The organism is Enterococcus sp. AZ067, assembly GCF_051715005.1.
Classification (GTDB): domain Bacteria; phylum Bacillota; class Bacilli; order Lactobacillales; family Enterococcaceae; genus Enterococcus_D; species Enterococcus_D casseliflavus.
The window spans coordinates 1,492,572-1,506,657 of sequence record NZ_JBIOSY010000001.1 but is presented as its reverse complement, the minus strand read 5'-3'; the positions used below and the strand labels follow the sequence as shown (position 1 = coordinate 1,506,657).

The 14,086-nt window shown below is 42.8% G+C and carries 19 protein-coding genes and 2 other annotated features; of the genes, 5 read left to right on the top strand and 14 right to left on the bottom strand.

Translation table 11 applies throughout. From position 1 onward, the window contains the following. Window positions 1–30: 30 nt before the first annotated feature. The 6 genes from IGI82_RS07045 to IGI82_RS07020 form a co-directional block, all read right to left on the bottom strand. Window positions 31–213 carry a hypothetical protein gene (locus IGI82_RS07045; protein ID WP_195493374.1) on the bottom strand — a complete coding sequence of 61 codons (183 nt, stop codon included), beginning with the start codon at window positions 211–213 and terminating at the stop codon, window positions 31–33. Next, a complete protein-coding gene (locus IGI82_RS07040) occupies window positions 210–332 on the bottom strand; it encodes a hypothetical protein (RefSeq protein ID WP_269116825.1) in 123 nt (40 codons plus the stop codon). Before IGI82_RS07040 ends, IGI82_RS07045 begins: the two co-directional genes overlap by 4 nt. Further along, window positions 329–760: a hypothetical protein gene (locus tag IGI82_RS07035; protein ID WP_156233179.1), complete on the bottom strand. Its 432-nt coding sequence runs from the start codon at window positions 758–760 to the stop codon at window positions 329–331. The genes IGI82_RS07040 and IGI82_RS07035 overlap by 4 nt, the downstream gene beginning before the upstream one ends. A 208-nt stretch (window positions 761–968) precedes the next feature. Then, window positions 969–1,670, bottom strand: a complete 702-nt coding sequence (locus tag IGI82_RS07030; protein WP_438841960.1) for a Rha family transcriptional regulator — start codon at window positions 1,668–1,670, stop codon at window positions 969–971. 20 nt (window positions 1,671–1,690) lie between these two features. After that, window positions 1,691–2,011 carry a DUF771 domain-containing protein gene (locus IGI82_RS07025; RefSeq protein WP_438841959.1) on the bottom strand — a complete coding sequence of 107 codons (321 nt, stop codon included), beginning with the start codon at window positions 2,009–2,011 and terminating at the stop codon, window positions 1,691–1,693. Window positions 2,012–2,023: 12 nt separating this feature from the next. Beyond that, on the bottom strand, window positions 2,024–2,221 hold the full coding sequence (locus IGI82_RS07020; protein ID WP_034872774.1) for a helix-turn-helix domain-containing protein: 198 nt from the start codon (window positions 2,219–2,221) through the stop codon (window positions 2,024–2,026). Between the two features lie 247 nt (window positions 2,222–2,468). Between IGI82_RS07020 and IGI82_RS07015 the strand changes: the two genes are divergently transcribed. The 4 genes from IGI82_RS07015 (at window position 2,469) to IGI82_RS07000 (ending at window position 5,346) form a co-directional block, all read left to right on the top strand. Beyond that, window positions 2,469–2,801: a helix-turn-helix domain-containing protein gene (locus tag IGI82_RS07015; protein WP_438841958.1), complete on the top strand. Its 333-nt coding sequence runs from the start codon at window positions 2,469–2,471 to the stop codon at window positions 2,799–2,801. Window positions 2,802–2,811: 10 nt separating this feature from the next. Continuing rightward, the gene (locus tag IGI82_RS07010; RefSeq protein WP_438841957.1) at window positions 2,812–3,225 is read left to right on the top strand and encodes an ImmA/IrrE family metallo-endopeptidase; all 414 of its coding nucleotides are present in this window, start codon (window positions 2,812–2,814) and stop codon (window positions 3,223–3,225) included. Window positions 3,226–3,322: 97 nt separating this feature from the next. Beyond that, window positions 3,323–4,456, top strand: a complete 1,134-nt coding sequence (locus IGI82_RS07005) for a tyrosine-type recombinase/integrase (protein ID WP_438841956.1) — start codon at window positions 3,323–3,325, stop codon at window positions 4,454–4,456. A gap of 467 nt (window positions 4,457–4,923) precedes the next feature. After that, on the top strand, window positions 4,924–5,346 hold the full coding sequence (locus tag IGI82_RS07000) for an HIT family protein (protein WP_087627311.1): 423 nt from the start codon (window positions 4,924–4,926) through the stop codon (window positions 5,344–5,346). 39 nt (window positions 5,347–5,385) lie between these two features. On the opposite strand, the gene IGI82_RS06995 is transcribed toward IGI82_RS07000, so the two are convergent. Further along, complete coding sequence (locus tag IGI82_RS06995; protein WP_074535676.1) at window positions 5,386–5,922, bottom strand: AAA family ATPase; 537 nt, start codon at window positions 5,920–5,922, stop codon at window positions 5,386–5,388. Window positions 5,923–6,036: 114 nt separating this feature from the next. Here IGI82_RS06995 and IGI82_RS06990 point away from each other — a divergent pair, with 114 nt between their 5' ends. After that, a complete protein-coding gene (locus IGI82_RS06990) occupies window positions 6,037–6,894 on the top strand; it encodes a PhzF family phenazine biosynthesis protein (RefSeq protein WP_087627310.1) in 858 nt (285 codons plus the stop codon). 147 nt (window positions 6,895–7,041) lie between these two features. Here the strand turns inward: IGI82_RS06990 and trpA are convergent, their stop codons facing one another. Genes trpA through trpE form a run of 7 tightly spaced genes read right to left on the bottom strand, consistent with a single transcriptional unit; the run spans window position 7,042 to window position 13,450 of the window. Beyond that, entirely contained in the window at window positions 7,042–7,818 is a 777-nt protein-coding gene (gene trpA, locus IGI82_RS06985) for a tryptophan synthase subunit alpha (RefSeq protein ID WP_087627309.1), read from the bottom strand. Continuing rightward, on the bottom strand, window positions 7,815–9,008 hold the full coding sequence (gene trpB / locus IGI82_RS06980) for a tryptophan synthase subunit beta (RefSeq protein WP_087627308.1): 1,194 nt from the start codon (window positions 9,006–9,008) through the stop codon (window positions 7,815–7,817). The genes trpA and trpB overlap by 4 nt, the downstream gene beginning before the upstream one ends. Then, window positions 9,005–9,652, bottom strand: a complete 648-nt coding sequence (locus IGI82_RS06975; protein ID WP_087627307.1) for a phosphoribosylanthranilate isomerase — start codon at window positions 9,650–9,652, stop codon at window positions 9,005–9,007. The genes trpB and IGI82_RS06975 overlap by 4 nt, the downstream gene beginning before the upstream one ends. Then, window positions 9,649–10,407: an indole-3-glycerol phosphate synthase TrpC gene (gene trpC / locus IGI82_RS06970; protein ID WP_438841955.1), complete on the bottom strand. Its 759-nt coding sequence runs from the start codon at window positions 10,405–10,407 to the stop codon at window positions 9,649–9,651. Before trpC ends, IGI82_RS06975 begins: the two co-directional genes overlap by 4 nt. A gap of 26 nt (window positions 10,408–10,433) precedes the next feature. Next, window positions 10,434–11,468, bottom strand: a complete 1,035-nt coding sequence (gene trpD / locus IGI82_RS06965; protein WP_438841954.1) for an anthranilate phosphoribosyltransferase — start codon at window positions 11,466–11,468, stop codon at window positions 10,434–10,436. Between the two features lie 16 nt (window positions 11,469–11,484). Then, a complete protein-coding gene (locus IGI82_RS06960) occupies window positions 11,485–12,063 on the bottom strand; it encodes an anthranilate synthase component II (RefSeq protein ID WP_010747970.1) in 579 nt (192 codons plus the stop codon). After that, a complete protein-coding gene (gene trpE, locus IGI82_RS06955; protein WP_438841953.1) occupies window positions 12,044–13,450 on the bottom strand; it encodes an anthranilate synthase component I in 1,407 nt (468 codons plus the stop codon). The genes IGI82_RS06960 and trpE overlap by 20 nt, the downstream gene beginning before the upstream one ends. Window positions 13,451–13,508: 58 nt before the next feature. After that, window positions 13,509–13,754: a binding site (T-box leader), on the bottom strand. A 67-nt stretch (window positions 13,755–13,821) separates the two neighbouring features. Continuing rightward, window positions 13,822–14,034, bottom strand: a binding site (T-box leader). Between the last annotated feature and the right edge of the window lie 52 nt (window positions 14,035–14,086).

Below are 14,086 nucleotides of genomic sequence, written 5' to 3'. Positions count from 1 at the left end.
GATAGTATAGATCAAGTACTTCTGCTCTTGTCATTTCTTCACCGTCCTTGATCGTAATTCAAATACTGCTTCGTCATAGATCATTAGCAGCAACATTGCGACACAAGGGAATCCGATGACTAGCCATGTTGGTGGTTCTGATGAAAGCAATGCTCCCAATGCGAAGATGACAAGAATAAATGTTGTGCGTCTGATCCAGTAAATTTTCTTCATGCTGACTCCTCCTTGAAGTATCGATCGATCAAAGCGAGCGCTTCTTCTCTTGTGGAGACGGTATGCTGCATTGTCGATCCGCTATCTTCCTCAACTGAGATAGTGACTGATTTAATCATTTTCCCAGCTCCCCTACTTTTTGATCCGTATACTGCCGTAACTCGCTCACACGCTGTTCTAGCTGTTCCTTGTCGTTTTGCACCGTGTTCAGTTGTTGGCGCAAGCTATCAGCTTCCTGTTGCTTTGTAGCGATCTCCTGTTGCTTTTGTTCGATCTCGCGTTGCTTGGCTTCAATTTCCTTCTGCTTGTCCGATTTGATTTGCTCGATTTCGGCTTTCAGCTGCTCCTGTGTACGAGTATTGTTGGATAGCTGTGATTCGAGTTCTGACACACGCTGTGATTTGGTTTGGCCGTATTGCAAGACTGTGTTAAAGTTCGCCTTGATCGTGTCCAAATCTTGGAATGCGTTGCTTGCTGCATAGCCGATAACTCCGCTACCTAGTGCTAGTCCGATGATTGCTGTTGTTTTTGCTAGTTTGTTTTTCAATGTAATTGCTCCTTTATAAGTTTATCTGCCGATTTAATCGGTTCGTGTAAAGCAGTTCCTGGTACCTTTTTAATTCGTGAATCAATTGTGCGCGTTGGTGATCACTCATTTGGTTTTTCTTGTCGTTTAGTTCGTCGTGTAACACTCTGACTTTGTCTTTTGCTAAGTCGTGGATGGATAGTTCCTGTTGTAGTGTGTATGGCATAGGCTACATATCCAATTCCGTTTGGATTTGATTGATTCTTTCCTTAGTCACTGAAGATGGCTGCCAAGTGTCAATGAAATTCAATACTTTAGGGAAATCCTTGTCTTTGATACGTCCCCGATTGGGCACGCCGAATAATTGTTTGATACTTGCGCCTAAGTCAGCGAACAGCATACTTTTTGCACCTTGGACTAGATGCTGTTCTTGGCAAATTTGATACACTTTCTTTTGTACCGCGCGATCGATAGTACCTTTGTCTTCTGTGGTGATCAGTTTATTTTCTTCGATGTCTACCAGGCGAGTGTCGATGTCATCAAGCCGTTGATTTGTTTCCTCGTTTGCAGCTAAAGCAAGTTTCGCTAAGTCTCGTGGTGAAGTCGGCAGCTGCGGTTGTTGCTTGATGTGACTTTCCATTTTGTTGAACGCTTCAATGTATTTCAGTTTGAATTGCAATGCTTGCTTACCTGTGAAACCCATAGCCAGTAATGTAAAGCCGTCTCGATTCATGATAATTTGCGGATAAGTTTGTTTATTTTGCGGATGGACGTAATTATTTTCAAAAAATAAGTCTGTCCAATTTTGGACACCCTCTTTTAAATTCAAAAGGTCTCTTAATACGTGCTGATGTTTCTTTCCGAATACTTCTGCTATTTGCAAACTAGTCGTTACCGCTTGTTGGTCTTTCATGATTACTAATTCTTTCATTTTGGATCCTCCTTTGTTTTCTACTTTAATAATTCTTGAAAATTATCTTCCAAAAACTTCTTGGTCTCACTTGCCAGAAAAAGATAACTATCCTTTCCCCCAGCTGGATATTTAACAAATCCACCTTTGCGAATATCGATCTTATTCCTGTACTTGGGATTGTTCAGCAGATTTTCCAGAAGCCAAGTTCTTTTACGATTGACTCGTTTCATTACATCTGATATGGTCCACCATTTGCCCAAGTCATCCTCAATCTTCAATCGTTCATACTCCGTCTTTTCAACCAGAATGTACTCTTCAGGGATTTGGATAACTACATTCGCCTTAATACACTGATCCATAAACGCTCCTCCTTATACAGCTTGTTTGTTACTTAATAAGTCAGAGATTGGAATCTCTAAGTAATCAGCTACTTTTAGAAGCTTGTCCACTGAAGGTACTGACTTGTTCCATTTAGAAATTGATCCATTGCTAAAATCTAGATCCATTTCAATTTTTCTAATGGAAACACCTTTTGCTTCAGCTGCTTTTTTTACACTATCGTAAAACAAATTGAACACCTCCCGAATATTTTCTAAGAAAAACCAACTTTATCATTGACACAATGCAGAATATATTCTAAACTAAGTGCATAGCAAATAAACCGCACGGAACATTGGTAAAACCCCGAAGTGCATATACAAAGATGGTTATTTCTGATACCTTTTTTAGCCGCCAAGCTTAGGTACACTTGTAATATACCACAGAATATTTTCGGGGTCAACAATAAAGTGCAGAATTTTTACGGAGGTATTTTTTGTGGGTATATACGAGAGAATTAAAGAGATAGCAAGGTTGAAGAACATTAGTATAGCGCAGATTGAAAGGGCTAATGATTTATCCAATGGTTCAATTAGCAAGTGGTCTTCCAATGCACCATCGGCTGATAAATTAGCTAAAGTCGCAAGATATTTGAACATTAGCTCGGATTATCTTCTTGGAATGACAGATCAAATGAAGGATTCTAATGGAACGCCTATAGATTTCGATGATGAATCAACCATTCTTACCTTTGATGGTAAACCTGTTAGCCACGATGAGAGAGTCTTTTTGAAATCAGTTATTGAGTCATACAGAAAAAATAAAAAGTGAGTTGATTTAGTTGGATTCAATTAGCCCCCGTCTTCTATCTAAGCTCCGTGAGCTAGATATTGATTTAATATTTACAAAAATGCAACGGCGAGGATTTTATTGGCCAAAGGAACGAGCTATTGTAATTAACGAGACCATCCTCAAAGCCAATGACGTCAATTTCGAGATTGCACATGAACTGGCGCACGCCTTGGAAAAACATGATACTTACGGAGTTTTATATAAAAGAAGTTTTGTTTGGAATTCTAAAATAGAAAGTGAAGCTAACTTGTTAGCTGTAAAAATGTTGATCGATGTATACCTTGAAGAAAATGATATGGAGTTTGAACAACTAAATTCTACAAAGTTTATGGAGTATTACGGAATAAGAAGCTGCCTTTTCGAAGAGGTGGATAAAACGTTGAGAAGTAATTTTTCTCATTAAAAAAGCACACCTCCCCGTCCAAAGATTGGTGTGCTTTCAAACAAACAATAAGCTTATTTGTCATGCTTATTGTATCAAAATCAAGGAGTTGATTCAATTGGCAAGATTAGTTAAACGAGGAAAAAAGTGGCAATACGAGATTTCATATAAAAAGCCAGATGGAACATTTACAAAGATGAGAAAAAGTGGTTTTGCTACAAAAGGAGAAGCTTCTGCCGCTGCCGCAGAAATGGAATTGAATTTAATAGGTGGATATCAACCTATAGATAAGGATAAATCTCTTTACAACTACTTTAAAGAGTGGGCAGAACTCTACAAAAAGAATACAGTGAGTACTGTCACTTACAGTCGATATCAAAATACACTTTCAAACATTGAAAAATATTTCGGAGATACTTCCATCGGAAAGCTGACCAGGAGTAAATATCAAAAGGTTTTAAATGAGTTCTCTGAAACTCATGCTAAAGCTACTACAAAAAGGTTTCACACTCACTTAAGAGCTTGCTTAACAGATGCGCTTGCAGATAAAGCAATCCTGAATGATGTCACTTACAAAGCAATAATAACGGGCGCAAAAGAAACGAAGTCAAGTGATGATAAGTTCTTAAACTATGAAGAATTTAAGTTATTAATGAAAGAAACAGAACTTCGATTAAACCCTATTTACTCTTCGCCTTATATGATCCTAGTTGCTGGAACAACTGGACTTAGATTCTCCGAGCTACTCGGATTAACTTGGAGTGACATTGATTTCGAATCAAAGGAGATTATCGTAAACAAGACATGGCAATATAAAACTGGCGGTGGTTTTGGACCAACAAAAAACGAAACATCGAATCGCACTGTGGATGTTGATGATCATACGCTGAATATATTGAAGAAATACAAATTACAGCAAAGAGAGTTGCTATTTGCTAATAAAATCAAAAATGAGAATGACCTCGTCTTCTATAATCTGTCTAACGGACCTATCACTCCAGATGCTGCCAACAAAACTCTCAGAAAGATTCAAAAACAAGTTGGTATAAAAAAGCCAATAACTTTTCATGGCCTAAGACATACTCACGCATCTATATTATTGTATAGAGATTTGGATATATTTGTTGTCTCCGAAAGATTGGGTCATAAAAACACCTCAGTCACACAAGAAGTTTATGCTCACGTATTGGATGAGATGAGAAATAAAAATAGATCAAGAATCGTTTCCGAGATAGCAAGTTTGTATGCCTGAGTGGTGCCAAATTTTGTGCCAAAATTATAGTTTACAATCAAAAGCTAACGGCTCCTTATGATATTCTTAAGCAGTTTAGATAGCTAAAATAACTAAACGAAAGCTACCAAACGTTCTCCTGGAACGTTATATTATCGTGCATAGCGCTAGCAGATCGTTAGGAATCTTGATTCCTAGCGATTTTTTTTGACAAATTTTTTAAAAGCCACTTTTTTCAAACGTCACTTTTACCACAAATCAGCAGCACGGTGCTTTTCTTTTGCAAACAATCTATTAACTAATTATCTAAAACATCATTAATTATAACATATAGTTTTAACTGCTAAATAAATATGATATTATCCTCTCAAAGAGCGGCTTAATTGCAAAGCTCGTTTATGGTTTCCCATAATCCAGTAGCTTCACGTTTTTAGATATTATACTTCTCGAACACAACTAACAAAATTTATTCCATAGGAGGAATTTTGATGGAAGAATGTCCTTTTTGCCGTATCGTCTCTGGAAAAATAAAAAGCCATGTAATCTATGAAAATGACAGTGTTTGCGCCTTCCTTGATCATGCCAAAGACGTGGATTATCATATGCTGGTTATTCCTAAAAAACATTACACCAGTATTTTAGACTGCGACCCCGTTCTTCTTGCTCACCTCATTCAAACGGTTCAAAAAATAGCAGATCATTGTGTCACTCGCTTAGGATTTGATGGGATTAATTTGCTAAGCGCAGCAAATCAAGCAGCGGGTCAATCAGTCCCTCACTTTCATCTTCACTTGATTCCGAGAAAAAAATGTGACGGTATCAATGCGTGGCCCACATTCAATGGAGCAGCGCTCTCTTTAGAGGAAGCAGCGGCATTTTTGACCTTTGAAACAGATAGTAAGGGAGTTTAAACAAAACTCAGTAGACTAAATCTTACTTAAAAGCGCTTCTTAAAATACTTGATAATACTTTACTTGTTCTGCTAGCTGATCAGCTGGTCGAGCACCATCCAGTACATAGTCGGCTGTTTCAGCAATGATCTGTTCGTGTAAAACAAATAGCTCCCTTGCATAGGAAAGATAAGTATCTGCCCAAGTCAAAATCGCTTCTTTTGATTCGTTCGTATAATCCCGTTTAATCTGACGAGCAAAAGCAATATCTAGTGGTGTTTTCAAATAAATCACCGTATCGATCAACTGACGCAAATCTTGGTGCTCATATCCGAAGGGAAAGTCCACAAAAATGATTGGGTAAAGTAGCATCGCTCTCTTCAGATCTTTCAGTAGAAGACTGATGTCATATTGATTGATCGCTGCGCGGGGATCTTGTAAAAAATAATCAAAAGATGGTGCTGAGGGCAATGCATCGATACTATAATCATCAAAGGAGATCACTATTCCATCTGCCAATCTACTCAATTCACGAACCAATGTCGTTTTGCCGGACGCTGTAACACCACTGACTACAATTACTTTCCCTCTCTTCATGAAGTCCCTCCTCTGTCGTACCTTCAGTATAACACGCTCAACCAATCCTTTTTCTTATCCTCCCCCTGCAAAAATTATGCTATGCTTGACAAGAATAAAGAAAGCAGGTGTCCTATGGAGATAACGGTATATATCGCAAGCGGGTTTAGTAAAAATCAAACAGGTGGCAACAAGGCTGGAGTCGTTTTGCTGGAACAGCCCCTTACACCACAACAAAAGTTAGCCATCGCAAAAGAGTTAGGCTTTTCAGAAACAGCTTTTTTATCGAAATCCCCTGAGGCCGATTTCCGATTTGACTATTTTACACCAAAAGAAGAAGTTGACTTATGCGGACATGCAACAATTGCTTCCTTTGCTCTATTGTCATATTTGAACAAACTTTCCAAGCAACAGTATCGCATCGACACCAACGCCGGACGTTTGTCGATCACCATCAAAGACGGTGTCATTTTCATGGAACAGAACAAACCGCTGTTTTCAGATGTCCTTTCACTAGAACAATTAGCTGACTGTTTCGATACCAGTGCTATCAATGATCAAATTCCTATTCAAATCGTTTCTACAGGATTAAAAGATATCCTTGTTCCAATCAAAACAACGGCCCAGTTGCAGCATGTTGCACCTGATTTTGAGGAAATAAAAAAAGTAAGTGCGCTGCAACAAGTAGTTGGCATGCACTTATATGCAATGGAAAAAGAACGAATCGTTTGCCGTAACTTTGCCCCATTATTTGACATCAATGAAGAATCTGCCACAGGTACTTCCAATGCCGCTTTGGCTTGCTTCTTGCATCAAAAATGTTCCCTTGAAAAAGAAGTGTATCGCTTTGAACAAGGCAGCAATTTAGGTGAACCTTCTGAAATCTTTGTCAAACTAGTTACGACTTCGCGAAAGGAAATCCAACGTGTTTATGTTGGGGGCAGAGGGCATTTTTGCGAGACAGTCACCATCGACACCGATACACTGGCATAATCACAACAATTTAGGCTGATCTTCCATCAGCCTTTTTCCTCTTCACACATCGTGCTCTTTTTCCATAGCAGCCCATCAGTATCTCGAATACTAGTTTTCTCATAAAAAAAAGAACCCAACTTGGGTTCTTTCCTTCACCTTGATTTTCTATGGCTTACCAACAAGTTCTGCTAACAGCTCACTGACTTTAGGCAGTGGCTCGTTCTGTAAGGCTGCTACGATTTTTGAACCGATCACTACCCCATCGCACACTTGGGCAAAGCGCTGCACGTCTGCATTGGTCGAGACTCCGAAACCAGCCAATACTGGAATCGGACTTTTTTCCGAAATGGCTTGCAAATGCTGATCCAGCTGTTCGTTGTATTGGCGATCTTCTCCAGTGACACCGTTCACTGTCACAGCATAGACGAACCCTTCTGCTTCTTCGATCAGCGTCTGAATTCTGTCTGGAGGACTGGTCAAAGAGACCAGCGTGAGCAGCGCGAGATCCGCCGCATCAAACGTAGGCGTTACTAGTGATCGATGTTCAAATGGTAAATCTGGAATAATCAACCCTTTCACATCTGTCGTTTTTAACTCATTTGCTAGCTGTTCAATCCCATAATGAAAGAATGAGTTGGCATACCCCATCAATACCAGTGGAACCTCGGAATGGATGGTTTGCAGCGCAGCAATGATCTTTTTTAAAGTGGTGCCATTGGCTAATGCCTGCATTCCAGCCGCTTGGATGACCGCTCCATCTGCGACTGGGTCTGAAAAGGGCACGCCGATTTCAATGGCGGCTGCGCCATGTGTCGTCAATAGCTCGATTTCTGCCGGCAGGCGTTCCAGTCCGTTGGCACCCGCCATAATATAAGGTACAAACAAAGGCGTGCCTTGTTTTTGGCGCTCTTTTAGTTTCATCGTCAATGTTTTGCTGGTCATTTCGCTGCTCCTTTCCGATCTTTGATTTGTTGAACATCTTTGTCCCCTCGCCCAGACAAACAGATCACTAAGCGTTCTTCTGCTGTCATCGTTGGCGCTAACTTTAAAGCATAGGCAACGGCATGAGCACTTTCCAAAGCGGGAATAATGCCTTCGATTTGAGACAAGAGATAAAAGGCGTCAACAGCTTCTTCATCAGTGACCGCGAAATACTCCGCTCGCGCAATTTCCTTCAAATAAGAATGCTCGGGACCGACACCAGGATAATCCAAGCCGGCTGAAATCGAATAAGGTTCGATCACTTGCCCATCATCGTTTTGCAGCAAATGCATTTTGGTACCATGTAAAATACCGATACTCCCTTTCGTTAAAGTCGCCGCATGCTCGGTAGTATCCACGCCTTTTCCAGCTGCTTCAACGCCAATCAAACGAACGGTCTGATCGTTGATAAAAGGGTAAAACATTCCCATCGCATTGCTGCCGCCGCCAACACACGCAACGACTGTCGTTGGCAGTTGTCCTTCTTTTTCTAATAGTTGCCGCCGTGTCTCACTCCCAATCACACTTTGAAAATCTCGAACGATCTCTGGAAAAGGATGCGGACCGAGTACCGAACCCATCACGTAATGAGTGTCCTCGACGGTTGCAACCCAGTAGCGCAGCGCTTCATTGACAGCATCTTTCAATGTCTGATTGCCTGATGTGACTGAAACCACTTTTGCTCCCAACAATTCCATTCGAAAGACGTTTAGTGCTTGCCGCTGAACATCTACCGCGCCCATAAAAATCGTGCACTCCATACCGAACAACGCGGCCGCAGTTGCTGTGGCGACGCCATGCTGCCCAGCACCGGTCTCTGCTACCACTTTCTTTTTCCCCATCCGTTTTGCTAATAAGACTTGGCCAAGTGCATTATTGATTTTATGAGCACCCGTATGATTCAAATCTTCTCGCTTCAGATAAATTTTGGCACCGCCTAAGTGTTGTGACAAGCGCTGGGCATGATAAAGGGGGGTCTCTCTTCCTACATACTCTTGTAAATATTCCTGTAATTCAGCTTGAAAACTTGCGTCCGTTTGTGCTTCACGATAGACAATTTCCAATTGCTTGACTGCATACATCAATGTCTCTGGCACAAACTGTCCGCCAAAAGAACCATAAAATCCTGTTTTTGTGGGATACTGAGTCATCTTTTTTTCTCCTTTACTAAATGAATAAATTGTTCGATTTTCCGACTGTCTTTCTTGCCCTGGGTTTCAACGCCTGAAGAAACATCGACAGCATAAGGCCTAAAAAGTTGGATCGCCTCTTCTACATTTTCCGCGTGCAACCCGCCAGCAATAAAAAATCGCTCAGACAACGGCAACGGTTCTCTCGCCACTTTTTGCCAATCAAAGGACTGGCCGTTGCCGCCAGCATAAGGGTGATCTCTTACTGGAGCGTCCAATAAACCAAAATCTGCATCGCAGCTCAGGAAATCTTGCTTTAAAGTTTCTGCTTCTCCATCAAAGGCTTGGATCACTGCGATCTTTTGATGAGCAAAAACCCCCTTCTGAATGGCTGTTTGCAAAGATGGCAGAACCGTTCCATGGAGCTGAATCGCTGTCAGTTGGGCGGCTTGAATTGCCGCTTGCACTTCTTCAACACTTGGAGAAACGAAAACCCCCACTTTCCCTACATTTTCGGGTACTTGCTCCGTTATCTTGCGGACTTGGGTCGGATCGATTCTCCGACGGCTTTCGGCAAAAACAAAGCCAAGGTAATCTGCTCCTGCATTGATGGCAGTTTCGACATGCAGGCGTTCGGTGAGTCCGCAAATTTTCACTTTGGTCATCGGCGGCTCACCTGCAAATCTGCCGCTGTTTCAGCAATTCGATGGCTTCTCATCAACGTTTCTCCAACGAGGACTCCATGATAAAACGGTGCAAGCTGCAGCACATCTGCGGCAGTTCGAATACCAGATTCACTGATATAAACCGCCTCTGATGGCTGAGGTGCTATAGCAACACTGACATCCAAGGAAACGTCAAAAGTTTTTAGGTCACGATTGTTGACACCGATGATTTTGGCACCTAATGCTTGGGCTTGTTGAAATTCAGCCGCATTATGAGTCTCAACGAGTACTTCCAACCCTAGTACTTCGGCTTCTTGATACAGCGCGACGAAACGGGCTGGCTCTAACGCAGCCACGATCAATAAAACGATACTGGCACCTGCATTCTTGGCGCGAATCAATTGTTTTTTGTCGATAATGAAGTCTTTGCATAGTATAGGCACCGAAACAGCCTTACTGACTGCTTCAAGATCTGCCAGCGAGCCTTTGAAAAACTGCTGGTCGGTCAAAACGGAAATCCCGCTGACACCCGCGGTTTCATAAGCTTGCGCTTGCGTGACTGGGTCGATCGCTTGATTAATGTCTCCTTTTGAAGGTGAAGCTCGCTTGATTTCAGCAATGAGGTGCATCTTTTGTGGTCGTTCCTTGACTTGCTGATAAAATGATGGGCGTTTCGCTACGACCTTTTCGGTTTCTTGTGGCATCGCGGCAACTTCTTCAACTTTTTTCTGGATGATCGTTTCTAAAAAATCCATGATTCTCCTCCTTACAGCTTTCGTAATTATTGACTATTTGACTGGCGGATCAACTCCTGCAGTTTGTCATAGGCGGCGCCCGAAGCGATACACGCCCGTGCCATCGCAAACCCTTCCGCTATCGTGGCGGCTTTGCCGTTAGCGTAAAAACCTAACCCTGCATTTAAGACCACCGTTTCTAGATAAACGGAGGGTTGATTTTTCAACACCGCAGTTAAGATCGCTGCATTTTGAGCGGCATCCCCGCCGACGATCGCCTCGATCGGCGCTGGCGTAAAGTCGTACGCTTGTGGATCCAAAGAAAAATTGGCTACCTCTCCTCCTTGATAAAAGCTGATCGCAGTTTCACCTGCCAAATTGGCTTCATCCATTCCATTGCATCCATGGATCACCATTGCTCTTTGCCGACCAAGACTGCCTAACGCCTGAGCGGTGTCGGCCAAGCTCTCGCCTGCGTAAGTCCCAATCAGTTGCGTAGTCAACGGAACAGGATTGATCAAGGGGCCTAATAGATTAAAAATCGTTGGCGTTGCTAATTCTTGCCGTATCTTCATCACTGCTTTCATGCCTGGATGCAACGAGGGAGCGAAGAGAAACGCGATGCCGACAGTCGTTAATAGCTCAGCGATTTTTTCTGGTGATGCTTGGATCGATACCCCCAAGCAGGCTAAGACATCGGCACTGCCTGAACGACTAGAGATACTGCGATTGCCGTGTTTTGCCATCGTGATTCCCCCGGCTGCTAACACGAAAGCCGCCGTAGTGGAGACATTAAAACTATTGGAGTGGTCGCCGCCAGTACCGCAATTGTCCATGGCGTCTCCTCCTTCATAAGGAATGGTCACGGCATGCTCTAACATGATTTCCGCTAAAGCGGTCAATTCGGCGGCTGTGATGCCGTTGATCTTCATCGCAACTAACGCTGCCCCCAATTGACTTTCTGAAAACATCCCGCTTAAAATTCCTTGAGCAAAGTGGCGCATCTCCTGATAACTTAAATGACTGCCATTAAAAAGCTGCTGGGTGATTTGCTGCGGCTGCTGTATTTTGACTGCTTCCATAAATGTTCCTCCTTTTTCATTTGCTGCTTTTTGCTGAGTTTTCTGGAATGAGTTCAAGAAACCGTTGGATAAAAAATGCCCCTTCGTTTGTCCCCATTGATTCAGGGTGGAATTGAAGTCCTACGATCGGCTTTTGTCGATGCTGGATCGCCATGATGATCCCTTTTGTTTCAGCCAACACCTCAAATTGTGTAGGAAGGGTCGCTGGCTCAATGACCAGCGAGTGATAGCGCATGACAGTCATGTCTCCTAGGTAGGTTTCGAATACGCCTTTTTTCTGATACGTAAGGCTCGATTGCTTGCCGTGCATAATGGCTGGTGCTTGGACCACTTTGGCACCAAACGCTTCTCCAATGGCTTGATGACCTAAGCAGATCCCTAGAAGCGGCTTGCTATTGTGATATGTTTTGATCAAAGGAATCATGAATCCTGCCTCTGCGGGACGTCCTGGTCCTGGAGAAAAAATGATGGCTTCTGCTTCTTCAGCAACAAGGAAAAGGTCTGGATCATCATTTCGCAAGACGACTGTTTCTTCTGGACAGAGCTGGAGAAGATTGTAAGTAAACGAATCATAGTTATCGACGAGTAAGATCATTGGCTGACACCTCCAATAGTGCTTTGGCTTTGTGTAAGGTTTCGTGGTATTCAGATGAGGGATCAGAATCATAAACGACACCCGCCCCTGCCTGGACATAAGCGATCGCGTCTTTCAAAACCATTGTCCGAATCCCGATGGCAAAATCCGCTTGATCGTTTCGAGAAAAATACCCAACGGCTCCCGCATAGACCCCTCTTCGAACAGCTTCCCATTGATAGATGCGAGTCATGGCACGAATCTTTGGTGCCCCGCTGACCGTGCCTGCTGGCAGGGTTGCTTTCAAGGCATCCATTGCCGTCACACCTGCTCTGCGCTTGGCAGCCACCACCGAAACGATATGCATGACATAGCGGTATTTCTCGATCACCATGTATAAAGGAACATGAACCGTGCCATGTTCAGCGATTCGTCCCAAATCATTGCGCCCCAGATCGATCAGCATTTGGTGCTCTGCACGTTCTTTTTCATCTGCTAATAATTCCGCCGCCAAAGCTTCGTCTTCTGCTTTGGTTGCCCCTCGTTTGCGGGTACCAGCGATTGGATTTGTGGTGATCGTTGTTCCTTGAACCCGAATCAAGCTTTCAGGTGAACTGCCGATCACTTTGAATCCGTGATCGAAATCAAGATAATAGAGGTAGGCAGACGGATTCGTCACTCGCAGTTTTCGGTAATAGTCAAAAGGATCTTGTGTAAATGCTGCTTGCAGACGTTGGGAAGGAACCACTTGAAACATATCCCCTGCCGTAATTCGGGCTTTTGCCTCACGAACGATCGTTTCATAGGCATGTTGGGTAACATTACTTGTAAAATGCAGCTTTTCATTCGATAACCCACGGGTCTCAGCTGCGACCGGTGTCCTTAATTGCTGCTGCACCGCTTGGAGTACCTGCTCCATCTCGGTGGTCCCCCTTTGGCTGTAGCAATTTTCAAGGATGATCGTCAAGGTTTCCTTTTGATGGTCCAGAACGAGAAAGGTTTCAAAAAGCCAAAAGGCCATATCAGGCACCTGCAATTCATCTGCGGGCAGTTGTCCAATATCTTCATAGCAAGCTGCGATATCATAGCCCGCATACCCAATCGCCCCACTTTGCAACGGCAGATCCGATAATGCGGTGATTTCTTTTTTGACTACATACCGTTCCATTTCTTTTAAAGGGTCCTGACAGGGATACTTGTTGACCGTTTTTTCCAAAAGATCCTCTACTTGAAAAACACCATCCTTAAAGGTCAGTTTCTGAACAGGATCAAAAGTGAGGATCGAATAGCGTCCCGTATCTTCTTCTCTGGGAATACTTTCCAGTAAACATTTATGCGCCCCTTGAATCCGTAAAAACACTGAGACAGGTGTCAAACAATCGCTGTTGATTCGTTCCATTCGATACATAAGCTACTCCTTTCTTTGTAAACAAAAAGCCCTCAAGCAAACATCATAAAAACGTCTGCTTGAGGGCGAATGACCGCGGTACCACCTCAATTGAAAGTTGCCTAAAAAACAACTTCTTCTCTATCAACCGTCTAACAACGGTCTTCCTCTATAACGGGAGTTCCCGCATTTTCCTACTGCCAAAAAAGGGTTCAAAAAATGATCGGCTAAGGCCATTTCCTTGATTTTTTGGTATCGGACTCTCATCACCGCCGACTTTCTGTAACCAAAAAAGACTCAAGTACTTCTCTTAGTTTGATTTTACGTTTATTTTTTTTATTGGTTGAAGGGCAAGAAAAACAAAAAAGCCCTCATGCAAACAAACTCGTCTGCATGAGGGCGATTACTCACGGTGCCACCTCAATTGGTTCTCTAGATCGTCTATCAACGATCGTTCTCTGTAACGGGAGATCCCGAAAAAAGCCTACTGATTTCAGCCTTTCGACACAAAAGTCCATTTCTGAAGCGTCAATCTGCTGATTTACACCACCATCAGCTCTCTGCAAGACGAACGTCCTCATACTTCTCTTTTGTTTGGTCTTTACTAGTTATTGGTAGCTATATTACGTGGCTTTTGCTGTTCTGTCAACAGAAAAA